24 protein-coding genes and 1 pseudogene are annotated in these 23367 nt (G+C 67.7%); 13 read left to right on the forward strand and 12 right to left on the reverse strand.

Annotated elements, in window-relative coordinates:
* Positions 1-21: 21 nt before the first annotated feature.
* From U1872_RS03645 to U1872_RS03670, 6 genes are read right to left on the reverse strand one after another with little or no spacing between them, the layout of a single operon-like run.
* Positions 22-417, reverse strand: a complete 396-nt coding sequence (locus U1872_RS03645; protein WP_332791492.1) for an EscF/YscF/HrpA family type III secretion system needle major subunit — start codon at positions 415-417, stop codon at positions 22-24.
* Positions 418-429: 12 nt separating this feature from the next.
* Entirely contained in the window at positions 430-744 is a 315-nt protein-coding gene (locus tag U1872_RS03650; RefSeq protein ID WP_332791493.1) for a hypothetical protein, read from the reverse strand.
* A 30-nt stretch (positions 745-774) separates the two neighbouring features.
* Positions 775-1899: a SctD/MshK family protein gene (locus tag U1872_RS03655; protein ID WP_332791494.1), complete on the reverse strand. Its 1125-nt coding sequence runs from the start codon at positions 1897-1899 to the stop codon at positions 775-777.
* Positions 1896-3734 (reverse strand): type III secretion system outer membrane ring subunit SctC, encoded by a 1839-nt coding sequence (gene sctC, locus U1872_RS03660; protein ID WP_332791495.1) that lies wholly within the window; start codon positions 3732-3734, stop codon positions 1896-1898. The genes U1872_RS03655 and sctC overlap by 4 nt, the downstream gene beginning before the upstream one ends.
* Before the next feature lie 16 nt (positions 3735-3750).
* Positions 3751-5769 carry an FHIPEP family type III secretion protein gene (locus U1872_RS03665; RefSeq protein ID WP_332791496.1) on the reverse strand — a complete coding sequence of 673 codons (2019 nt, stop codon included), beginning with the start codon at positions 5767-5769 and terminating at the stop codon, positions 3751-3753.
* A gap of 8 nt (positions 5770-5777) precedes the next feature.
* Entirely contained in the window at positions 5778-6305 is a 528-nt protein-coding gene (locus tag U1872_RS03670) for a lytic transglycosylase domain-containing protein (RefSeq protein ID WP_332791497.1), read from the reverse strand.
* Between the two features lie 655 nt (positions 6306-6960).
* On the opposite strand from U1872_RS03670, the gene U1872_RS03675 reads away from it, so the two are divergent.
* The 13 genes from U1872_RS03675 to U1872_RS03735 all read left to right on the forward strand — a co-directional run bounded on the left by U1872_RS03675 (position 6961) and on the right by U1872_RS03735 (position 15422).
* Positions 6961-8121, forward strand: coding sequence for an EscU/YscU/HrcU family type III secretion system export apparatus switch protein (locus U1872_RS03675; protein WP_332791498.1), 1161 nt, complete (start codon positions 6961-6963; stop codon positions 8119-8121).
* Positions 8118-8486, forward strand: coding sequence for a FliO/MopB family protein (locus tag U1872_RS03680; RefSeq protein WP_332791499.1), 369 nt, complete (start codon positions 8118-8120; stop codon positions 8484-8486). Before U1872_RS03675 ends, U1872_RS03680 begins: the two co-directional genes overlap by 4 nt.
* A complete protein-coding gene (locus U1872_RS03685) occupies positions 8483-9499 on the forward strand; it encodes a FliM/FliN family flagellar motor switch protein (protein WP_332791500.1) in 1017 nt (338 codons plus the stop codon). Before U1872_RS03680 ends, U1872_RS03685 begins: the two co-directional genes overlap by 4 nt.
* A 4-nt stretch (positions 9500-9503) precedes the next feature.
* Entirely contained in the window at positions 9504-10172 is a 669-nt protein-coding gene (sctR, locus tag U1872_RS03690; RefSeq protein WP_332791501.1) for a type III secretion system export apparatus subunit SctR, read from the forward strand.
* A gap of 12 nt (positions 10173-10184) precedes the next feature.
* Complete coding sequence (sctS, locus tag U1872_RS03695; RefSeq protein WP_332791502.1) at positions 10185-10454, forward strand: type III secretion system export apparatus subunit SctS; 270 nt, start codon at positions 10185-10187, stop codon at positions 10452-10454.
* Positions 10455-10457: 3 nt separating this feature from the next.
* Entirely contained in the window at positions 10458-11234 is a 777-nt protein-coding gene (gene sctT / locus U1872_RS03700; RefSeq protein WP_332791503.1) for a type III secretion system export apparatus subunit SctT, read from the forward strand.
* Complete coding sequence (locus U1872_RS03705; RefSeq protein ID WP_332791504.1) at positions 11231-11587, forward strand: LuxR C-terminal-related transcriptional regulator; 357 nt, start codon at positions 11231-11233, stop codon at positions 11585-11587. Before sctT ends, U1872_RS03705 begins: the two co-directional genes overlap by 4 nt.
* A 163-nt stretch (positions 11588-11750) precedes the next feature.
* Positions 11751-12362, forward strand: coding sequence for a hypothetical protein (locus tag U1872_RS03710; RefSeq protein ID WP_332791505.1), 612 nt, complete (start codon positions 11751-11753; stop codon positions 12360-12362).
* Between the two features lie 113 nt (positions 12363-12475).
* Positions 12476-13204, forward strand: a complete 729-nt coding sequence (locus tag U1872_RS03715; RefSeq protein WP_332791506.1) for a DUF6683 family protein — start codon at positions 12476-12478, stop codon at positions 13202-13204.
* Positions 13205-13317: 113 nt separating this feature from the next.
* Positions 13318-13548, forward strand: a complete 231-nt coding sequence (locus U1872_RS03720; RefSeq protein WP_332791507.1) for a hypothetical protein — start codon at positions 13318-13320, stop codon at positions 13546-13548.
* Positions 13545-14060, forward strand: a complete 516-nt coding sequence (locus U1872_RS03725) for a hypothetical protein (RefSeq protein WP_332791508.1) — start codon at positions 13545-13547, stop codon at positions 14058-14060. Before U1872_RS03720 ends, U1872_RS03725 begins: the two co-directional genes overlap by 4 nt.
* Positions 14061-14065: 5 nt before the next feature.
* The gene (locus U1872_RS03730) at positions 14066-14554 is read left to right on the forward strand and encodes a hypothetical protein (RefSeq protein WP_332791509.1); all 489 of its coding nucleotides are present in this window, start codon (positions 14066-14068) and stop codon (positions 14552-14554) included.
* 28 nt (positions 14555-14582) lie between these two features.
* Positions 14583-15422, forward strand: a complete 840-nt coding sequence (locus tag U1872_RS03735) for a hypothetical protein (RefSeq protein WP_332791510.1) — start codon at positions 14583-14585, stop codon at positions 15420-15422.
* A gap of 74 nt (positions 15423-15496) precedes the next feature.
* Here U1872_RS03735 and U1872_RS03740 read toward each other — a convergent pair whose 3' ends face one another.
* The 6 genes and pseudogenes from U1872_RS03740 to U1872_RS03760 all read right to left on the reverse strand — a co-directional run bounded on the left by U1872_RS03740 (position 15497) and on the right by U1872_RS03760 (position 23310).
* The gene (locus U1872_RS03740) at positions 15497-16150 is read right to left on the reverse strand and encodes a hypothetical protein (protein ID WP_332791511.1); all 654 of its coding nucleotides are present in this window, start codon (positions 16148-16150) and stop codon (positions 15497-15499) included.
* Complete coding sequence (locus U1872_RS03745) at positions 16150-17316, reverse strand: hypothetical protein (RefSeq protein WP_332791512.1); 1167 nt, start codon at positions 17314-17316, stop codon at positions 16150-16152. Before U1872_RS03745 ends, U1872_RS03740 begins: the two co-directional genes overlap by 1 nt.
* Positions 17317-17506: 190 nt before the next feature.
* Complete coding sequence (locus tag U1872_RS03750) at positions 17507-17953, reverse strand: hypothetical protein (RefSeq protein ID WP_332791513.1); 447 nt, start codon at positions 17951-17953, stop codon at positions 17507-17509.
* On the reverse strand, positions 17950-19407 hold the full coding sequence (locus U1872_RS03755) for a hypothetical protein (RefSeq protein ID WP_332791514.1): 1458 nt from the start codon (positions 19405-19407) through the stop codon (positions 17950-17952). Before U1872_RS03755 ends, U1872_RS03750 begins: the two co-directional genes overlap by 4 nt.
* A 1326-nt stretch (positions 19408-20733) precedes the next feature.
* Positions 20734-20826: pseudogene (locus tag U1872_RS22835) on the reverse strand (TA system antitoxin ParD family protein); the annotation flags it as partial.
* Positions 20827-20940: 114 nt separating this feature from the next.
* A complete protein-coding gene (locus U1872_RS03760; protein ID WP_332791515.1) occupies positions 20941-23310 on the reverse strand; it encodes a TonB-dependent receptor in 2370 nt (789 codons plus the stop codon).
* Positions 23311-23367 lie beyond the last annotated feature (57 nt).

The following is a 23367-nucleotide window of genomic DNA, read 5'->3' on the forward strand; positions in this document are numbered from 1 at the left end:
GAAATGCGGCCGCAGGCAGGGTCACGATTGCTGGCGGAACAGCTGTTGCACGCCGTCCGACGTGCGATTGGCGATGTTCGAGGTCAGCTGGCAGTGGAACATGAATTCATGACACTGCATCGTCAGCTTGACGACTTCGCCCGGGGTCATCGTCGATCCCGCCGCGGTGGCCTTGTTGGCGTAATCGGACACCGACTTGGCCTCGCCATTCACCTTTTCGAGCTGCGAGAACATCTTCTGCAGCATCGGCGACGTGGCATCCGGACCAGAGACGGGGCTGACGCCGGCGGCGGAGGTGAGCGAGCCCTGGAAGCTCGTCGCATCCGCCACCGACACGTTGGGGCCGGCCTGGATCGTTTCGGTCATGGGGGGCAGCGGTGCCGCGCCGGCCCCCGCTGCGATGGCTTCGATCGACATCGTCGCTCTCCCTTAACCCTTGCGTGCCATCGTCTCGAGCGCCTTGCCGACGCTGTCGATCGAGCTCGACGAGCTGTTCGCCATGAAGCTCATGCGCATCGTCTCGGCGGTCAGCTTGGTGATCGCGGAGGGATTGTCGGCGCCGTCGCCGATCCCGCTCGACATCTGCTCGATCTTCGCCGCCTCGCCGTCGAGCGTCTTGCCCCACGCCTGCGACAGCGCCTCGAACCAGGTGCCGCTGCTGTCGTCGCCGCTGCTCGAGCGGTTGCTCGTCACCGGGGCTGCGGCCATCATGCTCAGGCCGCTGGATACTGGAATGCTCGTCATCGCGTCGTTCCTTCTCTCTTGCGTTGGCGTTCAAAAGGACAGGCGGGTCTGCCTGCCGTTCTTCTCCAGGAGCACGGTCTGCGCCTGAATTCCGACGAGTCGGTGTCCGCTCGGCATCATCGCGCCGGGAAAGTAACGGGCTCCGTCGTTGGTTTGGATATAGGCCGGGTCGCCCGCGACGACGGTCGAGACCGTCTTCGTGGCGTCGGCGACGGTGCGCAGCGGCGCCTCGTCGTCGGGGATGAGATCGTCCTGCAGGCGGATCTTCTGCACCGCAGGCACGTCGCTGCGCACCGCCGAGATCAGCTTGACGCGCTGATCGCGCGTCAACTGCGTGGTGTGCAGCTCGATGTCGCTGAGCCCGAGCGGCCGGGCGGTCGCCTTGACGCCGTGGATCCGCGCGATGTCGGCGGTGGCGGTCGCGAGATCCTGCGCGGTCTGGACATCGACGCTGCCGCCGGTACGCAGATCGGCGAGCACGTCCTGCGCCTTGGTCCGATCGGTCTCGGCGCCGACCACGCCGCGCACGAGGACGCCGCCGGTCGCGCTGTCGTTGCTCGTCCGCAATTGCGGCAGGCCCACGCGCGCGAGCGCCCGGTCGACGCGCGTCGCCGGATCGCTGCGCAAGCCGAGCGCGACGAGCGTCCCCGGCCCGAGCGCGCCGGCGACCAGCAACAGCGCGGCGACCGCGGCGATCGCGCCGAGCCGCCAGCCGTGGAAGGTATCGCCGAGCCGGTCGCCGACGCGCTCGACCAGCGCCATCGCCTGATCGCGCGAACTCTCGGCGGGTGCGGGGAGCGACGGGACCGCATTGGCGAGATCGGACGCCTCGCCCCAGCGCGGGCTTTCCGCCTCGCCCCAGGCAATCGCCACGCCGCCGATCGAAAACGGGATATAGGCGGGCAGCGGCGCGGTCTGCCCCGCGGCTAGCGTCGAGCCGAGCAACGCCGCCTCGCCGCTCAGGATCGTGATCTGCACGCCGGTCGCGGCGATCACCAGATCGATCGCGATCCCCTTTGTCGCGGGATCGCGAATGACGACGTCCTGCCAGAACTGATACCCGATCGAAATCGTGCCTTCGGCAGGCAGCGTCTTACTGGTCCCGGTCAGTCGGCCGTTCAGGATGCGCAGGACCGGATCGCTCGTATCGCTCATTTGGGTCGCCCCTCATTTGCTAGAGACTTCAACACGCTAGGGTCGGCAACGGTTCCGGATCCGGACAAGATCGCTTGCGCCGGCACCGCGCTGGTCGAGACCGCGGTCGGTCCGACGCGTTGCGACAACGTCACGACGCGCGGGGTGATCAGGAACATCCGCTCGGTGCGCCCGCGATCGCGGTAGCGCGTCTTGAACAGTTCGCCGAGCAGCGGAATGTCGCCGACCAGCGGCACCTTCGTGACGCGATCGGTATCGGCATCGACCGTCATCCCGCCGAGCAGCAGGCTTTCGCCGTCGAGCACCATCGCCTGGGTCGACACGCTCGCGCGTTCGACGATCGGGATGTTCTCGACCACCGAGGTCGGGCTGATCGACCCATCCTCGATATTGACGAGCACGCGGATCCGCGTCTGGTTGTGATCGCGGAAGACGTGCGGGTTGACGCGCAGCGTGGTCCCCGCGGTGACGTTGAACAGGTCGACCTCCTCGCGCCCGGCGACGCGGACGTAGAAGGTGCGCGTCCGGTCGAACACCGCCTCGACGTTGGACAGCGTCATCACCTGCGGGCGCGAGACGACGCGTGCGGCGCCCTTCTGCTCGAGCGCAGTGATGCGGCCGAGGAACTCGCGCTGGCTGCCGATGATCGTCGAGATCGTGCCGCCTGCCGCCCGCGGGGTGATCGCGTTGAGATTGTCGCGCAGCGACTGGTTGGTCGGCGACAGCGCGAGATCGCCCGAGGTGCCGTCGCCGAGCAGCGCGCCGAACCCACCCGCAGCGAAGCGCCAGTTGATCCCGAGCTGGCGCATCTTGTCGGTGTTGATGTCGATGATCGTCGCCTCGATCTCGATCAGCTGCGGCTCGACGTCGAGCGCGCTGATCAGCGAATCGTACGAGGCGATCCGCTCGGGCACGTCGCGCACGATCAGCGCGTTGAGATAGGGGTTGGCCTCGATCCGCACGATGTCCTGCGACAGCGGCGCGCCGCCGCCATCGTCGACGGTGCCGGATTCGCTTGGCAGGCCGAGCACCGGGGTCTGCGCATAGTTGGGCGCGACCGCATCGAGCCCCTGCCCCTTGAGCCGCGGCTGGCTCTGCCGGATCGGGCGCGAGCCGTAGCCGCCATTGGCGCTCGTCTGGCGCCGGTCGAGCACGAGGTTCTGGACGATCGTGGCGAGCCCCGGCACACGCACTTCGCGGCCGCCGGCCGATACCGTGGTGTCCTCGGCGCGGGCATATTTGAGGTAATAGACGCGGAATTCGAGCGGTACGACGCCCTCGCCGCTGATCGTCGGATTGCCCGGCGACGGTGGCACGCCGTTCGCGGCGCGCGCTTCGCCACCGGCGGCGAGCGCGGTGATCTGTTCGATGAAGCGCGGGACGCCGCTCACCACCAGGCTGCCGTCGGCCGACGGGCGCAGGACATTGCGCGCATCGGGCAGCCGCTGCTGCCCCGCCTGGCGCACGACGCGCGCCGCGACCGCCGGCGTGAGGTTGAGCGTCGTCTGCGTCAGTTCGCTCGTCGCATAGACGTAGATCGCAGTGCCGTCATAATAGCCGATCAGGCCGAACGCCTTGGCGACATCGCCGAACACCTTGTCGATCTGGCCGGTGAAGGTGCCGTTGATCGTCCCGGTCAGCTTGGGGCTGGTCACGACCGGCCGGCCGATCCGGCCAAACAGATCGCGGATGAAGGCGCCAATCGGCTGTTCGCGCGCGGCGATCGAAACGTCGCTCTGCGCGGCGGGCAGGCGTTGCGCGACCGCGGCGCCGCCGCCGGTAGTGGCGAGCGCTGCGACGAGGGCGGCAAATACGGGGGCTTTTTCGAACTTCACAAAGATCCTTCCCTGTTCAGGCCGCGGCTGCGGCGGCGTCGTCTTGGGCGGCGTCGGAAAGATGAGCGCGCGGGGTGTCGGTAAGCACCGGCTGCGGCAGGCCGAGCTGGCCGCGCACGTCGAGCCGAACGGTCGGCGACAATTCGTTGAAGGCGAGCACCGGCAGGTCGAACAATGCGGGCTCGACCAGCTTGCGCAGTGCGCGGCGCGCCTCGATCGCGGTGACGAGGACGCGGGCGCCGGTTTCGTCGATCGTCGCGGCGATCGTTTCGAGCAGGTCGCGCACCACTTCTGGCTGCAACGCGAGCCGCTCGACGCCGTCGATGATCCGCGTCGCCTCGCGCACCATCGTCTCGAGCTCGGGCGAGACGACCAGCGCCGCGAGCACGCCGTCGCGCGCATATTGGTCGAGCAGGTAGCGTTTCAGCGCAACACGGGTGAGGTCGGCGATCCGCGGCACTTCGCGCTCCTGCGCGGCGGCCTCGGTCAGCCCTTCGAGCACGTCGCGCATGTTGCGCAACGGCACTTCCTCCTCGGCGAGGCGGCGCAGCACTTCGGCGATCTTGGCGGCGGGCACCGCGCGCACCGCTTCCTTGACGACTTCGGGGTAATCGTCGCCGGTCCGGTTGAGCAGGCCGACCGCTTCCTGCACGCCGAGAAACAGCGCGAGGTGACGGCGCAGCAGCCGCTCGACGGCGGCGACGATCGCCGCCTGATCGGCGGCGTGGCCGCTGCCGATCGGGACCTCGAAGGCGAGCAGCTGCCATGCGTCGGTCTCGGGTTGCGCGACGAAATGGATCGCCAGCTTGGGCAACGGCACGCCGCTGCGATGCTGGAGGTCGTCGAGCATCGCCGTCAGCCGCTCGGTCAGCGCACGCGCGTCGGCGTCGGCGAGCGGACGGCTGCCGAGTTCGAGCAGCAGCGGCACGACCGGGCGCGGCGCGCGCGGCTCGGCGAGCAGCGTCTGCGCGCGCGGCTCCTCCTTGCCGCGCAGCAGCACAGTGCGCAGCGGCCCGGCGTAGCGCAGCACATACGGCCGCGAGCGCGGGTGCATCGTCGCCCCGGCGACGCCCGCCGCGGTCCCGAGCAGGAGGAAGACCGTGCTCGGAAAGCCCGGCACCAGTGCCATCAGGAAGCAGATCACCCCGACGAAGATCAGCACGCGCGGATTGGCGGAGAGCTGCTTGTGGATCGCCTCGCCGAGATTGGCGCCATCCTCCTCGTCGGTCGAGCGCGTGACGATCAGCCCGGCCGCCATCGCGCCGAGCAAGGCGGGAATCTGCGCGACCAGGCCTTCGCCGATCGTCAGGATCGAATATTTCGAGGTGGCCGCGCCGATATCGAGCCCTTGCTGGAGCACGCCGATCGCGAGGCCGCCGATCAAATTGACGACGACGATGACGATCGACGCCATCGCGTCGCCCTTCACGAACTTCATCGCACCGTCGAGGCTGCCGTGGAGCTTGCTTTCCTGCTCGAGGATGCGGCGGCGGCGGCGGGCATCGTCCTTGTCGATCAGCCCCGAGCGCAAGTCACTGTCGATCGACAATTGCTTGCCCGGCATCGAATCGAGGCTGAAGCGCGCCGCGACCTCGGCAACGCGCTCGGCGCCCTTGGCGATAACGATGAACTGCACGACGGTGATGATCAGAAACACGACCAGCCCGACGACGAGATTGCCCCCCGCGACGAGCTTGCCGAAGGTCTGGATGATGTCGCCGGCATGGCCGTGCGTCAGGATCATCCGCGTCGTGGCGATCGACAGCGCAAGGCGGAACAGCGTCGAGACGAGCAGGATCGAGGGAAAGGCCGAAAAGTCGAGCGGTGTGCGGATGTAGAGCGTCGTCAGCAGCAGCATCACGCCGAAGGTGATGTTGAGCCCGACCAGGGTGTCGATCACGAAGGTCGGCATCGGCAGGATCATCAGCGCGACGATCGCGATCACGCCACCCACCACCGACAGCTCGGCGGCGCGCGCCGACAGACCGACCTTGGTCACGGCCTCGTTCGAGGCGAGATACGACTGGATGCTCATCGCGGCCTCTAGCGCTGTGCGCGACTGGCGGCGTAGCGACCGAGCACCGTGCGGACATACCCTTGCGTCTCGCGATAGCGCGGCACGCGGCGCCCCGCCTTGAGCACCGCGCCGGGGCCGGCGTTGTACGCGGCAACGACAAGCGGGACATCGTTCCCGAGCCGCGACTGGAGATGCTTGAGGTAGCGCGCGCCGGTGGTCAGCGCGAGGCCGGGGTTGGTCAGCATCGCGCGCGGTTCGGCGACGCCCATGCCGCGCGCGGTGGCGGGCATCACCTGCATCAGCCCCAGCGCGCCCTTGGACGAGATCGCCCCGGCACGGCCGCGCGATTCAGCATGGACGATCGCCGCGAGCAGATTGGGATCGACGCGGTAACGATAGCCGACCGCCTGGACCATCCGGTCGGGCGCGGCATAGCCTGCGGCGGCGCGGTAAAGCGCAATCGGCGCGGGCCGGATGCGCATCCCGCGGATCGTAACAGCGGCGGTCTGCGGCGCGTCGTCATCCGACAGCGGAGCAACCGTGGGCGACGCCATTGCTGCAGCGGCTACGGGATCGCACAGTTGCGCCGCTTCGCTAAACTTGTCGGCGACACGTCCTGTTGCACAGTCCTTCGCAACCGCAGGAACTGCCATAAAACTGTAAAGAAATACCGCGCCGCAGCAAAAGGGATAACAAGACGTTATCGAAGTCGGCAGCTTACGCATCGTTCCGCTCCTTGCATTCTTGCGACCCGTGCAGCGTGCATGGGTCCCTCCAATGGTGTCGCGGTCCTGCGAATCCGTTCGTCTCCGTCCGGTGCGTCATATGTGGACTGTCCGTCGCCACAATGCAGCCATGATTCTTTTCGGTTGATCGTGAAAATCGTCCGGCTCGTCACGCTAGACCTGCAGTTGGTCGTACTGCGTTGCAATCGGGCAATATTCCGGCGCGCCCGGAGATCCGTGGGTTTCGGCCCGATTACGAAATCTTATCCTACTTTATATGACTCGCTCAAGACACCGGCCCACCCGGACCTCGGGTTGACTTAGGTTGCACACATTGGGAAAATTGCCGCGGTTCGAAGCGGTTGGTCCTGCGGTCGAATCATTCGGCGCCCGGGGTTCCCCCGGAATCGGCGTCTTACGTCTCCGTCCGTCGCACGGTCGCACGCGCCTTTCCTGGCGCGGGCAGCCGAACCGGGAGCTGTGTATGGCGGACAAGAACCAGGGCGGTGAGAAGACCGAACAGCCGACACAAAAGCGGCTCGAGGACGCGCGCAAGAAGGGCGACATCGCCAAGTCGAAGGACGTCACCGGCACGGCCGTGCTGTTCGTATGGCTGCTCGTGCTCGTCTTCGGCGCAGGCTTTGCCGGGGCGCGGATCACTGCGCTGTTCGACACCGCCTTTGCGATGATCGCGCGCGGCGAGCCGTTTGCGGCCGCAGTCGGATCGCTCGGCTGGAGCGCGCTGGCGGCGCTGTTGTTGCTGACGGCGATCGCGCTGGTCCCCGCCGCGGTGACCGGGGTGCTCGCCGAATTCCTCCAGGCCGGCGGCATCTTTAGCGTCAAGAAGCTCACCCCGTCGTTCGACAAGATGAATCCCGCCGAAGGGATCAAGCGCATGTTCAGCGCAGACAATCTGGTCGAGCTCGCCAAGACACTGGTCAAGGCGACGCTGATCCTGTGCGTCTGCTGGCTGGTGCTGCGCGGGTCGCTCGCCAACATCATCGACAATAGCGGCCCGATCCTCGCGCCGGCGCCCGGCGAGGACGGCCGCGCCGCCGCCGCCGCGGTGCTCGGCTCGAACGGCGTTATGCTGCGCACGATTCTGCTGTGGACGTTCGGCATCTTCCTGCTCGTCGCAGTGATCGATTTCGCGTGGCAGCGGCATTCGTACATCAAGAAGATGATGATGAGCCTGCGCGACATCCGCGACGAGCATAAGGAAAACGAAGGCGACCCGATGATCAAGGCGCAGCGCCGTGCGCTGCACGAGGAATGGTCGAGCCAGAATGCGGTTGGCGCCGCGCGCGGTGCGAGCGTGCTGGTGGTCAACCCGACGCATATCGCGATCGCGATCGACTATGATCCGCAGAGCTGCCCGGTGCCGATCATGACCGGCAAGGGCGAAGGCCCGCTTGCCCAGGCGATGCGCGCCGCGGCCGAGGAGGCCGAGGTACCGATCGTCCGCTATGTCAGCGTCGCGCGCCGGCTCTACGAGGATGGCGTCGTGGACGACGTGATCCCGCGCAGCATGTTCGATGCGATCGCGCAGATCGTGCTGTGGGCGCAGAAGGTCCGCACCGAGGGCGGCGCGCGTGTCACCGAAATGGACAGCGAGCCGACTGGCCGCAGCGCGGGAGCACAATGATGGATTCGACAATCGGCACCGCGCTTTCGGGGCTTGTCGGGACGGTCGTCGCGCTGGCGATCGTGCTGGGGCTCGCCTGGATCTCGCTCAAGGCGCTGCGCCAGTGGCAGGATCGCGGGCTCGGCGGCAACGCCCCCGATCCCGGGCAGCAGCTGCGCTTCATCCGCGCGCTCCCGGTCGGGCAGCGCGAGCGCGTGATGCTGATCGAGGCGCGCGGCGAAGTGATGCTGATCGGCGTCTCCGGCGGCGCGGTGACGCTGCTGCGCAATTGGGGCGAGACGGGCTCCCCGCCGACGCTCGAGGACGACCCGATGCCCACCGATGCGCGGCCCCAGCCAGCGATCGTGGCGGGACCGGCGGCATGATCAGCCCGACCTCCGCCCGCGCCAATCTGCGCCGGATCGAGCCCGACCGCGCGCGGACGCAATCGGCGCTGATCGGCGCGTTCAACAATCGCCATGTCGCCGAGCTGCGGCTGTCGGCGCGGATCGCGCACGAGCGCGACCGGCACGCCGCCGACCGCTGGATCGGCTTCGAGACACGTGCGGGCGCGGTGGCGGTCGCCCCTTTGCTCGTCGACGGCACGCTCGCCCGGATGACGGTGCGCGGCGGCGAGCCCGACGGCGTTGCCGCAGCGACCACGCTCGGGCGGATCGAACCGCTCGTCGCCGCCGCCGAAACGGTGCTGGGCGCCGAACTCCATCCCGACGCCTTGCTCGCCAGCGCCGCCGATGACGCGGTGACGGTGTGCCTCGACGCGCACGATGCGCGCGGGCTGATCGTCCACCGCGTGCTGCTCGCGGTGCCGAGCGGCGCCACGATCCGGCCGCTCGACGCGCCGGCGCTGCTGCCGTCGATCGGCATGCGGCTGCGGCTGCGCTGGAGCGCACGGATCGCGCTCCCCGCAGTACGCGCGGCGCGCCTCGCCACGCTGGCGCGCGGCGATTTGATCCTTGCCGGCATCGGCGCGCCGGTCGCGCAGCTGTCACTGCCCGCGCGGCGCGGCGAGTGGCGCGCGACGCTCGATTGGCGCGCCCGAAGCTTCGTCCTGGAACGACATCCGCAACAAGGGGATACATCTGTGATCAGTGGGTTGGACGAACACATACCGCAGCCGGCGGCGGGGGGCGATGCCGCCGCGGCCGATTGGGGCGATCTGCGCATCCCCCTCGCGATGGAGTTCGACGGCGGCGGGATGACCGCGGCAGACCTGGCGGCGCTGGGGCAAGGCAGCGTCCTGCCGCTGCCGTCGCACGGCGGGACGCTCGCGGTGCGCGTCGTCGCGGGCGAGCAGATCATCGCCGATGGCGAGCTGGTCGCGCTCGGCGAAGGGTTCGGCGTGCTGATCACCGGGCTTCGCGCCCCCGTCGCGGCCTAGACCCGTGGATCTCTCCACCTTCACGCCGGGCTCGGCGCTGGTCGTCGTCGTCGCGCTCGCGCTCGCGCCGTTCTTCGCGGTGATGGTGACGTCGTTCACCAAGATCGTCGTCACGCTCAGCCTGTTGCGCAATGCGCTGGGCCTCCAGCAAGTGCCGCCCAACATCGTGCTCAACGGTCTCGCGCTGATCCTGACCTTCTACGTCATGTACCCGGTCGTCGAGCAGATGCAGGACGCGATGGCGAAACCGGCCGGCGTCACCGCCCCTGCCCCGACCAATTCGACCGCGACGATGCTAGCCGCGGTCGAGGCGGGCAAGGAACCGCTGCGCGCCTTCCTGCTCAAACATAGCGATCCGCGCGAACGCGTCTTCTTCCTGAAGACCGCGCAGCGCGTCGGCAATCCGAACCGCGCCTCGGCGCTGACTGAGCGCGACTTTTTGATCGTCGTCCCGGCCTTCGTCGTGAAGGAATTGTCGCTCGCCTTCCAGATCGGCTTTTTGATCTTCCTGCCGTTCCTGGTGATCGACCTGGTGATCTCGAACATCCTGCTCGCGATGGGCATGATGATGCTCTCGCCCACGACGATATCGCTACCCTTCAAGCTGCTGCTGTTCGTGCTGGTCGATGGCTGGGTGAAGATCGCGCACGGGCTGGTGCTGTCCTATGTGTAAAGGGGCCCCGCGATGAACGGCGATTTCGTCAGCCTCACCAACGATGCGCTATGGCTCGTGCTGATCCTGTCGGCGCCGCCGATCATCGTCGCCTCGGTCGCCGGGCTGCTCGTCGCGATCGTCCAGGCGGCGACGCAGGCCCAGGAACAGACGCTGCAATATACCGTCAAGTTCTTCGCGATCGTGCTGACGCTGTTCCTCACCGCGTCGCTGCTGGCGTCGTCGCTGTATCGCTTCAGCGACCGCATCTTCAGCGAATTTCCCGCGATGATCCACGGCTAGGACGTGGAAAGCTGGACCGGCCCCCTGCTCCTGCTCGGCGTATCGACCGCGCGGATTGCGATCGCCTTTTTGCTGCTGCCGATGTTCTCCTCTGACACGGTGCCGACTCTGGTGCGCAATTCGATCTTCGTCGCGCTCGGACTGGTGTCGATCACGCTCCAGCCGCCGCTCGACATCGCGCAGATCAGCGCCGCCGGCTGGGCCGGGATCTTCGCCAAGGAAGCCTTTGTCGGGCTGCTGATCGGCTTCTTCTTCGGCTCGGTACTGTGGGCGCTCGAGGCGGCGGGGCAGATCATCGACACCAAGGTCGGCGCGACGATGGCGCAGATCGTCGATCCGCTGTCGGGGCACCAGACCTCGCTCAACGGCGCGCTGATGGCGCGGCTCGCCAATATCGTGTTCATCTCGACCGGCGGGCTCGCGCTGGTCGTCCAGGTGATCATGGAAAGCTACGCGATCTGGCCGATCGCGGCGCCGCTGCCGCGGCTCGATGGCGGTGGGCTGCAGCTGTTCGAGGGCGAATTCGGGCGGCTGATGGTGCTGGCGACGCTGTTCGCCGCGCCGGTGCTGACCGTGCTGTTCCTGATCGACGCCGCGCTCGGGCTGATCAACCGCTTCGCGCAACAGCTCAACGTCTTCACGCTGTCGATGTCGATCAAGGCGTTCGCCGCTACCGCGCTGATCCTGATGCTGCTCGGCTCCTACACCACCGCGATCGTTCGCGACGTCGCGAGCCGCCCCAATTACATCCTGCAACTGCTGAAAGCGGCACAACGGTGATCCCCGCCGCGGCGCCTTCGGACGAGGAGCGGCTCGTCGCGCTCGCCGCGCTGCTGCGGCGCGCCGATGCGCTGCCCTCGGCGCCTTCGCCCGTCGCGCTCGGCGAGCATATGGTCGAGGCGGCGCGCGTACCCGCGCGGCACCGCGAGACGCTGCTGCGCCTGACCCCGACCGAATTGACGGTGATCCGCTTTCTCGGCTGGGGCCGGTCGAACGGCGACATCGCGACGCTGATGCTGATCTCCGAAAACACCGTGCGCGTCCATTTGTCGAACGTCAGCCGCAAGCTCGAGCTCGACGGGATGCGCGAGCTCGCGGCGCTCGCCGGCATGCTGTTCTACCCGGCGGACTGACCCCGCGCGAGGCGCTAGTCTTTTCGACTAGCCCGCCTAGTCGGAACGCTGAGCGCGGTGTGCGACACGGCGTGCTTTAAGATCGGGTGTCGGGAGGATGGCTCTCGTCGAGGATCACCCGCGAAGGCCGGATCGTCCGGCCCCTCGCACCAGGAGAATGACCATGAGCATCTTCAGCGGTATCACCAATGTCGTCAATCCCGCCAACATCCTGCTGGCGGCATCGGGCCCGGCGGGTTGGGCGACCATCGCGGCGCGCTCGCTGATGGCGAGCGTCGGCCAGGCGGTCATCCAGGGGCTGGCCGAAAAGCTCGGCCTGCCGCAGACGACGATCGATCTCGCGCAGGGCGCGTTCTCCGGCTCGATCGGCGATTTCCAGGGCGCCGCGCAGAACCTCTCCGACGCCGCGTCGGGCTTCGCCGCCGCCGCCGGCGGCTCGCCCGCCGAGCAGGGCGATTTCTCGCGCGAAGTCGACGACGCGGTGAACCAGCTGGTCAGCCAGCTCGCCGACGGTGACGACGCCAAGGCGGCGCGCTGTGGCGGCAAGGGCGGCGGCGGCAGCTGGCTGATGGCGCTCGCCGAGGCGCTCGGCCACAAGCTCGACAAGATGGCGAACGAGATGTCCAACATGGCCGACCAGATCACCGACAAGACCCCGTCGGCGACCGCCAAGTTCGGCGCGAAGACGCAGGAATTTAGCATCCTGATGAATGCCGCGACCAACGCGATCAAGACCGTCGGCGAAGCCGAGGCGAATACCGCGCGCAAGGGCTAACGCCGCGCGCAACCGCCACCCCCGCGTTCGCGTTGGGGTGGCAAGCCGGCAGGGGAAGGCGTTTGCCCTCCCCTGCCGGACGCTGTTTGGACCGAACGAAGAGGAGACTCCCGATGACCCGGTATCGATTGCGCGCCACGCTGCTGCTCTGCCTTGCGAGCGCCCCCGCCGCCCCCGCGGCGGCGCAGGTTACCGGGGTGTTCGACATGGGACAGCTGACGGGCAGTTTGAGCATGGACGCCGTGACCCTCGCCGAGGAGAGACGGTCGGGCACGGGGCGCTATGCGCATTCCGCGCCGCGTCGCGCTGGCCCGGTCGCGCGGGCGAACCTGACCTATCGGCCAAACGCCGCACTTCGCCAGAAGCATTTCGCGCAGTTCGTCGCCAAGGCGCGGCGACAGGATCCAGCCGGCGCGGCCAAGCTGCAGCAGGTGCTCGCCACCGAGAACGTGATCGGCAAGGTCCAGGCGGGGATCGCGCCTTATGGCATGTCGACCAACAACGTCGCCGATGCGTCGGCGGTCTATCTCGCTTATGCCTGGATGGCGACGCGCGCCGACGATCGCGACCCGACGCGCGCGCAGATGCTCGGCCTGCGCAACCAGCTCGCCACCGCAATGGCGAACAATCCCGGCTTCGCGCGCGCGAGCGACGCGACCAAGCAGGAGGTCGCCGACGCCAATCTGGTGCAGGGCCTGATGGCGGGCCAGCTGGCGGCGCTCGCCAAGCGCGATCCGGCGGCGCGGGGTCGCATCCGCAGCGCGGTCGCCCAGGGCGCGCGGACGACCTACGGCCTCGATCTGTTGTCGCTCGATCTGACAGCGCAAGGTCTGAGGCCCTGACGCCCGGTCGCGCCGCGCGTGGCTAATCGTTGCGATTATGGTGTCGCGGCGCGCGGTACGGCAGGAAGGCTGTAGAACCCCCCCCCGGGGTATTCCCACGAAGGAAGCAGGCGATGAGCATCGCGATTGGAGTGACCACAGGACTGGGCAAGAGCGTCGCGCTCGAGATCGCGAGCCCGTCCGAGCGCCGCACCGATTCGGCCTGCGCCGCGCAGGACGCCGCGACCGAAACCCAGTCGCAGAGCGCGCCGCGCACGCACGGCGGACAGCGTTCGGCACTCGACGCGCTGCTCGACACGCCGGGTCCGCTCGATCGCTTCGCCCCCGCACAGGATCGGACATGACCATGATCAGCGGAATCGACCGGATCGGCGCGGTCCCCGCGCTCGGCGGCTTCGGCGCCAACCCGCCGCGCGACGCGCAGAGCATTGCCGCGAGCGCGATCGGCGAGATCGGCCAGCGCGTGCTGGCCTGGGTCGGCGCGAGCGGCGGCAGTGCCGACGCCGCCGGACTGCTCGGCGACGCTACCGGTGTCGCGGCGCGCTTCAGCCCCGAAGTGGCGGCGCTCGCGCGCGGCGGCGACATCTACGGCCTCGGCGCGCTCGCCGGCGAGATCACCGCGCAGCTCGGCGCGACGCCGACGCAGGAGGGCGATCTGTGCCGCGCGCTGCAGGATTTCACGCGCGCCGCGGTCGTGCAGGTCGCTGGGCTGTCGGGGGCCGCAGGGGATCGCCAGATCGGGGGGATCCGCGACGCGTTCGCCGCCGCGATCGCGCACGATGCTGTCGGCGGCATCGACGGCGTGGTGGCGCGGCTCGATACCGCGGCGGGCGTGCTCACCCGCCAGAACGGCTAGCGCAGGTGGCGATCGCGGCATCCTCGAGCCGGTCGTTCGACCGATCGGCGGAGGCGGCGACGCTTGCCGCGCGCGAGGATCGCGCCGCAGCCGAGGGCGCCAACAGCACGCTCGGCGCGTTGCTCGGGCGCGTTTCGCCGCTCGACCGGTTGCTCGCCGATGCCGGGCCGCTCGGCAAGTTCCGCGCCGATCGCAACTATACCTTGCCCGCGGGGACATCGGCGCTGACGGTGCGGATCGCCGATGCGATCGACCATGCCGCCGCGACAATCGGACGGCCCGCCGAACGGATGTACGGAGCCGCGCCGATTGGCCCTGCCGCGATCGTGCCCGCGCGCGCGATAGATCCGAGCGCCGTGCCAGCGGATCATACTCACGCCGCGTCATCGGTCGCCAACGTGCGGATCGTCGATCCGCGCCCGGCGGTGATGACCGACGCCTGTTCCCCTCCATCGCACGATGCGCCGCGGAACCAGCCCGGGCGTGACGCGTAGGATCAGCACCCAACAAGGCGAAACGACCATGCGGCAATTCCTGCGCTTGATCCTCCTGCCCGTCATCGCCGCCGCGGTGCCCGCTGGCGCGCAAAGCGCGAAGCGCGCGACTACGGCGCTCACCGTCGTGCCGCTCGGCAGCGAACAGGCGCTGCAACTCGGCAAGGCGGTGATCGCGCGGCCGTTCGGCGCACAACTCGTCGACCGGATCGAGATCGTCGGCAGCTATGCGGCAGGGCGCACGCACTATTATCTCGTCCGCGGCGACGGCGGGACCGAATGCCCGGCGCGCTATCTCGTCGTCGCGGCGGCGCGCGGCGAGACGCCCGTGACCTCGTCGCCGTTCGGCACTTGCAGCGGCGGCGCGACCGGTCGGCTGGCGAGCGGCCGCTTGACCGTCACCTTGCCCTCCGCCCCCGGTGCGCGCACGCTGGTGCGCTTCGGCTATATGCGCGGCATCATGCGGCCGCTTGACCCGATCCTGGTTGGGGATCGCAACGAAGCTGGTCCGGTCGCGCGGTGCGGCGTTCCCGCCGCCGACGCGATTGATCCGGTCGGCGACGGCCTCGACCGCGACTTTCCCGATGTGTTTCGCCGGACGGGGGAGTTGCGCAAGGTGGTGATCACGCCGCTCGAGATGCGCGACATCGTCGCCAATCTCGCGTGCCTGTCGGCACTGCCCGGCGCCGAGCCGCGCGTGCCGCAAGCCGCAACCGCGTTGTTCGCCAGCCGTACGCATGGCGCGCTCGCCTTCACCACGCTCGATACGATCGCGCGCTCGGCCGAGGCCGATCCGGGCCTGCGCGCGTCGGTGCGCAGCTTCGGCTCGCAGATGCGCTACTTCGTCGGCCGGCGCGAGCCGCTATAGGGCACCGCGCGAAGCACCAAGTGGTTGAACCAGGCGATCGACCTTGCTCAGACCCTGTCCGCGTGCGTTTGACGCTAGCGCGCGCTGCTCAACTCGGCCGAGTCGGGCACGACTTTCGGCCCTTTCGGATTGTCCGCATCGCTGACGACATCGAACAGCAGCGTCGCGGGTCGGCCGCGCTGCCACCCCGTAAGCTCGGTTGCGTGACCGTCGCCGAACGCCTGCCCGGTGCGCGCGCCCTTGGCGGGAACGAAGCGGGGCTTGCGATCCACCGCGATCACGCCGTCCCCCATCCGCACGACAGCCGTGCGATCGGTGGCATCACTCGAGCCCGACCCATACTGGTTGATCGTGACCAGCAGGCGCCCACCGTCGGGGGACAGGCAATCGGCCTTGCCGGTGTTGGGAAGGCTCAGCGCGTGGTCTTCGCGTCCGACATTCCAGGTCCAGAGCAGGCGGCCGTCCTTCGCGAACCGCCGCAGCCGCGTGAAGGGACGCACGCTGGCGGCCCACCCACACGGGCCCGACCGCGCCTGCGAGCGGGAGAGGATCGATTGCTCCGAGCGTTTTCGGTCCGCGTCGTCGACCATCCGGTCAGCGACGATCCGCCCCCCGGACTTCACGATGCCGGTCAGCGAGGTAATCGCCCCAGGCGTCCCCTCGACCTTCCACACCGAGGTCGACGGGGCGACCGCCGCGGCAGCCAACAGAAGCAGCGCGAGCCCCATCAGCGCGTGCCGACGAACGAGCCGGGCGCAGCGCTGAGCGTGGAGCCCTGACCGACGATGCGGTCGTAGCGTTCGATCGGGGCCGTCATCTTGGACGCCTCGCGCTGTGCCTGATACGCGCTCATGATCTTCGGCTCATACTCCACGCGCTGGTCCGCCGTCCATTGCGCCGGATCGGCGGGAGCCTTGGGGTTGGCGGCGTAGAAGGTGTCGAGCGCCTTGCCGAAGCTGCTTGCGACCCGGCTCGGCCGGTTGACGCTCTGGTCGAGCACCAGCGCCGCGCCCTGCTCGGAGGTGAGATAGTCGGAGATCGGGCGGGTGTAGGGCGTACCGCCCTTGACCGCCTTATAGGCCGTTCCCGTCGGAACCACCGCGATCGCGGTATCGAGACGGCGCTTGAAGTCGCCGATCTGTTGCGCCTGGAAGGCAGGGTCGCGCCCGGCCTGGAGCAGCGGTACCAGCGCGGCGTTCCAATGGTCGGGTGCCGAGCGGTCCTTGATATAGGCGCGGGTCTCGGCGGGAGTTTTCGGTGTGCCGTCGGGGCTGAAGGTCATCGTATAATCGTCGGCGGTCGTGCCCTTGCCGGTGTGCGCGACGCTCCAGCCCGTGTCGGTGAACAGCGCTTTGTACTTGGCGGGATCGACCTGCGAGAAATCATAGACCTGCTTGGCGAGCTCGCCGGTGCCGCTCGCGTTCACCGTCTTCTGCATCGCGCCGACCGATACCGTTTCGCTGTCATAGGCCTGGACCGAATCGAGCTTGCCCTCGTTCGCCGCCATGCGGCCGATGACGCGCTGTTCCGACGGCGTCACCGTGCCGGCCTGCACCAGGCCCGGCCAGGCGGGGCTCGAGCCGACCGCGTTGGTCGGGTCCGACTGGGCGCGCAGGGTGAAGGTCGGACCGTCGCCATAGGGGCTGGTGGTCCAGTGGGGCAGCTCGTACTTGAGCGTCTGCGCGACGCGCGACAGGTCGCCGGTTCGGCTTGCCTTGACCATCTCGTGCTCGATTGCCTTGCGATCGGCCGGATGCGCCTGGATGTGGAGCGCGATCGCGTCGACGTCGCCGGTGCGCGCCAGCGTCTTGAGGTCCGGCGGCGGGCTGGCCGCAACGGATGCGCCCTTGCCGAGCGTCGCGCCGTTCGCGGGCGAAGTGGTGATCCCGAACATGGTGCGACCTCCCGTGCGTTCTTGCGAGGGATACGAGTCATGCAGCGGGCGGGAAATAGTCGCTATGACTAGACCGTCGCCCCTGACAGGCCGCCAATCCGCGACACGCGCCCGCGATCAATGCCCTTCCGGCGCGCTGGCAACAAACGTGCTGGACGCTGTATCACGACCCAGCTTACCGGTGGGCCGATCAGCCACCAGCCCGCTCGAAGAGGATGACCGTCACCGGCCGCTTCGCCGCGGCCGCGAGCGGCGGCTGTACGATGACGGCGAAACCCTGACCCGGCCTACCAAAGCCGAACGCGTCCCCCCCAGCCCCCAAGCCATCCCGCGCGATCGGCAGCGCGGACAAACCGGTCGCCTTCGCCTGCTCGGCATAATAGTCGCGCACCTGCGCCCCGTCGAGCTGCGCCGGGGCCAGATAGGTTGTCTCGCTCAGCGACTTGCCCGAAGCCGGGCCGACCTGCCGCAAGACGCGACCGATCATCCGATCGCGCGCAACCGCGGCGGCGGTGCCCAACGGATCCTCGGCGGGCTGTTCGAAGCTCGTCGGGGGTGGCGGCACGCGCATGGCTTTCTCCTCGCTGCATCCGGTCAGCGCGACCAGCGCCAAGACCGCGGCGGCACGCGCTATCACGGATTGGCAAGCCGCTGGACACGGCTCAGCGTCGTGTTGAACGCGTTGGCAATGTCGTCGCCGACACCGAGCTCGGCCGTCGCCGGATTGGTCGGCAGCGCGGCGCGCTCGAGCTGCGTCGCGGCACTGCTGCCGGGATCCTGGATCGCCGCCCGGACCGCGAACTGGACCCATTCCTTGGCGACGCTCGCGGTGGTGCCGACCGCGAGCGCGGCTGGGCCGCCGACCTTGGCCTTGTCGACCACCGTCAGCGCCGATTTGAGAACTGCGGTGACCATTTCCTGCTGCGCCTTCACGTCCTTCGAAATCGATGCGGTGGCACTATACGTGCTGCCCACGAAATAGCCCAGCGCGCCGGCGTTTTCGCGTCGCTCCTGTCCGTTCGATCCGGGGACGGTGGTGACGACATCGAGCCGCCCGACGGCGTTCTCGTTGAGACCGTTCCCCAATTGCAGACGCGCCATCTGACGGCCGAGCGTGTCGGTCTGACCGCTGTTGAGCAACTGCTTGGCATAGGCGGCGAGATCCGATCCGTCGGCGGTTTCCTGATTGTAGGCGAGCTCGCGCACCACGCCGCTGGTGTCGCTGTCGATCAGCTTGGTCAGGCCGCTGGTGATCTCGCTCAACGCCGCATCCTTGCCGACCACCGTCAGGCCCCCGAACACGCTGTTCGAATCGCGCACCGACCGCATCGTATCGACGCCGGCGTCGAACAGCCGCGCCTTGAGATCGGCATTGCCGATGCTCGATGCGGCCCCCAGCACGCCGCGCAGGCCCGCCGTATCCCAGGACAGCGAATTGGCCGATCCCGCCGACGATGCGGTGCTGTTGAGCGTGGCATCGACCCCGGCGCGCATCACCGCACGGGTTTGCGCCGGGTCGAGCGCGCGAAACCCCGCCTCGGCCTGCGCCCCGCGCAAGCTGCCGAGGACGGTCGCCACACCCGCCGCCTCGGCATCGCTGTCATGGCTCACCGAACCGCCGAAGCCGGCGCTCGAATAACCCGTGCTGTCGGTCGTGCGACTTGCCTCGGCGCGGATATAGTCGACCTTGGCCGCCGCGCTGGCGTGGCTGGCGATCGCGCTGGCGAATTCGCCGACCCGGGCGTGCCCATCCGCGCCGTTCGCATCAGTGCTTGCTAATGCGTTGCTGACGCGCGCGAGGCTGGTACCGTCGAGCTTGGCGGCAAGATCGTTGAACACGTCCTTGCGTTCGCTGGCCGACCAGCCGCCATTGCCGAACCAGCTGCCATCGGTTCCTTCGCGCGCCAGTGTGTCGAGCTGTCCGGTGCGTGACAATTCGTCGATCACCGCATCGGTGTCCGTCGCCGAGAGGCCCTTCAGCCGGGCGGCGATGTCGTTGACCTCGTCATGCGTGACAGTGTTGAATACGCCACTCGAATCGAGCTTGGCGCGGATGTCATTGACGGCGGATTGTTGGACTGGCGTAACCATCGCTCTCTCTCCCAGGCGATAAACCCTGTGCCGACCCTATCGCCCAGTTCGCCGGACAAGGCTCTACGCGTTTCGACTATTCGCGCGGCTAGAGTGGCGCGCGCAGGCTCGCATAGCGGCGCCCCTGCGACCAGAAGCTGCACATCGAAGCGCGGCACGGCTGCGACCGGAACACGCGGCTCTGCCCCCGACAGCGCGTACAGGCACGCGAGATTGGCAACGATCCGCGGCATCTTGACCGGCGCGATCGACACCTGGCGCACTGTCCCCGAACGCAGCAACGCCTCAGGGAAATCCGGGTCGAGCGGGCGCCGATCGCGTTGATCGCGTCGACCGCGGGAATGCCGAGCGCGCCGCATTGCCGACTTCGCTGCGCACACCACCGACCACCGGGCCGAGGGGCTGCATCACACCGCGACGATAGTTGAAGCGCACCAGCGCGCGTCCGGCAGGGCCCGCGGCGTGACCATCCAGCAACGCGATGTCTGTCGCTGTCGCATAGAGGACCCATAAAGCGACATTCGGCCCGCTTTCGCGCTCGCGAACTGCGGACGCCCTCTGTGGATGGCTCCCGCGTTGCAAGTGTAATTCGACGATCTGACTTAGGGTCGGGTGCAGTTCTCTGTTCGGCCTGCTGGTGCAGCCGTTGAAGGCCTGCTGGCCCTGATAGGGTCCGCGAGCTAGGACCCATTTCGTTCAACAGGCTATGACGCCTTGGACGTCCGTTGGGTTGTCCCCGCCCCCAGTCTGACCGGTTCGGCATCCCATCGCATAGCGCTTACAACATCGCGAAGCTGGTCTCCTTTGTCTCGGCGGTTTCCAGCTAATCGTCATGCCGCTAGCCTGGCGGATGCCGGGCTTGGTATGCCTCCCCGCGAACCATGTTCGCCCAGACCACCCGGGCGGTGTGGTTCGCCATGGCGACGGTGGCTACCCGTACGGGCTTGCGCGCAAACAAGGCCACGAGCCGCGGGTCGGCTGTCTCCGGCTTACGCTTCAAGCGTTTGATGAGCGCGGCAAGCGCCGTTGCCCCGATTGGACAGATGCCGGGGATCGACATGAGACGGCAGGCTGTATCGTTCGCCCGCTGCCAGGCGAGTAGATCCAGGTCAATCTCCCGAACCTAGGCATGGGTGTCGAGTGCCTGCTGCGACAAAGGTCCGGCGATCTTTGCTCCCTCCTTCGCAGCTTGGCCGGATGGTCGCCGCCAACCAATGGTGGTCTATCGAGACGTTCTCGATGGCCGAGCGCGCAACTGGCGCCGCTTCCGATATCATTGAACGACGGTGTCGGGCTCTCCTCGGCAAGCATGCCGATTTTCATTCAAAACTCAGCTTGCGCGTTGATGGAGCGGCACTTCACGGCGCTGGCCGTACGAGCTTGCCCATGTAGCTCGTCGTCGGACGACACTTCGTTTATGAATGGATAAGACGCGGCGACCGAAGCCCTTCAGGCCTAAATGATGCGCCATCGTGGCCAATTAAGCGGAAGCCGCGCAAGGAGGGCGGCTTCCGCTTAAATGGTGATCGGTGACTAGAAGGCGTAATCCAGGCGTACGCCGACAGTGCGACGCCCCTCGCCGGCCACCGTCTGCAGATAGCTGCCGGTCGGACCGAACGGCAGCGGCCTGAGGCGGGCGATGAACAGCTGGTCGGTCAGGTTGCGCCCATAGACGCTGATCCGCATCCGCCCGTCCAGCGCGCCGACGCCAAGCGTGCCGTTGAGCAGACCATAAGCCGGCATACGCGTGCCGGGATCCCCGGCAACGCTCAGCGTGCTCGCGCGGTGTGACCAGTTCAGGCTGCTGAACAGCTTTAGCGTCTCGGTCAGCCGCGGCTCGTAATTGACGCCGAGATTGTAGACGACACGCGGCGCGAGGATCACGTCGGTATCGGTCGCATCGTTGATCGTCGTCGCGCCCTGGCGGTAGCAGCCCGGGCCCGCCGCGGCGTTGATCGGCTGGTTCGCGTAGCAGCCGACCAGGAAGCCCTTATATTGCGAGTGGTTGTACGTCATGTTCGCGCTGAGCGTGAGATCACGCGTCGCCCGGAAGTTGGTGCTGAGCTCAAACCCGCGCGCCTCGACTTTCGGCGCGTTGCCGAGCAGACCGAGATAGTCGCCGCTCGGCTGCAGGATGAAGGTGTTGGCCTGGAAATTGTAGAAGTTAGTGATGTAGCCCGTCAGATTGACCGTCAGGCGTCGATTGAGGAACTGCGACTTGATGCCTGCCTCGAACGAGTCGACGTTCTCCTGCTGGACAGGGCGCAGCACACCCCGGCTGGTGCCGATAGCGGGCGCCTTGTAGCCGCGCGCATAGGTCGCATAGACCATGATGTCGCGGGTCGGCTTGTACTGGATCGTGCCCTTGCCGGTGAAGGCAGTCGCCTTGGCCGACCCGCCGACCGCAGGGGGGATGGTGCCGAGATAGGTGTAGGGGGCGTCGGTCGTCGGGGCGTAATCGCCGCGCACATCGTCATGCGTCAGGCGGAAGCCGCCGATCAGCGTCAGTTCCTTGCTGAGGTGCAGATTGCCTTCGCCGAACGCCGCATAGCTGCGCTGCTCCGAGCCGTACGCCGACCCCGAACCGACCGGATTGATATAGGTCAGCGCCGGCAGATCGGTGCGATTGCGCTTGCCGGCCTGCGCCTCGAACGCCGTCGCGTTCTGGCGGTAATAGAACAGGCCGAGGATGTAGTCGAAGGTCTTGCCCTTGGGCGAGTTCAGCCGCAGTTCCTGCGAGAACTGGTTCGCCTTCAGCCGGTTGCGGTTGAGCGTGTAGAAATCGGTGGCAGTATAATCGGGATCGTTGAAATTGCCGCTGCGCTGTTCCTTGTACGCAGTGATCGAAGTCAGCGTGTAGTCGCCAAGCGAGGCGGTGATGTTCTCCGAAATGCCCTTCTGCTCGACATAGCCGTACCACGGATTGTTGGCGAGATAGGTCTGGTTCCCGGTTCCGGCCGCAAAGCCGTATTGCGCGAACAGCGTCGCATAATCGAGGTTGGTCTGCGAGGTCGGCGACGGCGGCGTCGCGTAGGCGGTCAGGCTGCGGACGTTCTCGATGATGTTGTAGCCATCGTCCTTATGGTCGAAATATTCGGCAGTGGTGATCGCCTGGATGTCGGGCGTCGGCTGCCACAGCAGCTTGCCGCGCAGCGCAACGTCGCGATAGCCGCCTTCCTTGGTCTTGGTGAAGGCGTTGAACAGATAGCCGTCGCGCTTCTGATAGGTGCCCGAAAAGCGCGCCGCGAGCGTCTCGCTGATCGGCAAATTGACGGTGTTCTCGATCTGAGTCTCGTTGTCGGTGCCGTAGCGCACCGAGCCCTTGACGCTGGTCACGCCGAGCTGCGGCTTGCCGGTCACGACGAACACGACGCCCGCCGATGCGTTCTTGCCGAACAGCGTGCCCTGCGGCCCCTCGAGCACTTCGACGCGCTCGACATCGGCGAAGGTGTTGAAGCCGATCGAGCGCGGCAGGCCCTGCACGACGTCGTCGAGAACCACCGAGACCGACTTTTCGAGATTGTAGTCGAAGCTCTGGCTGCCGAAACCGCGGATCGAGAAGCCTGCCCCTTGCGAATTGTTGAAGGTTAGCGAGGGCACGACATATTGCAGATCGGACGCCGAGGTGTAGCCCGACTTGGCAAGCGCTTCGCCGCTGACCGCGGTGATCGCGACCGCGACATCCTGCAGGCGCTCGGCGCGGCGCGTGCCGGTGACGATGATGTCGGCGCCGGCCGCATCGGGCGCGACGGGGCCTGCGGTCGCGGCCTCGGGGGCGGCGACGACGGGATCCTGCGTTGCGGGCGGGATCAGCGTCTGTGCGGTCGCGATCGACGCCAGGCCGGTGGTACCGAGCAGAGCCGCGGCGAAGCCGGTGCGGACGATCGAAGTGCGGGTCATCATGTCGTGTTCCTCTCCTGAGGTTTCTGTTTTTGGACGCAAGTTTAGATCTCCGGGATC

The sequence above is a fragment of the Parasphingomonas frigoris genome, assembly GCF_036663815.1.
Lineage (GTDB): Bacteria > Pseudomonadota > Alphaproteobacteria > Sphingomonadales > Sphingomonadaceae > Sphingomonas.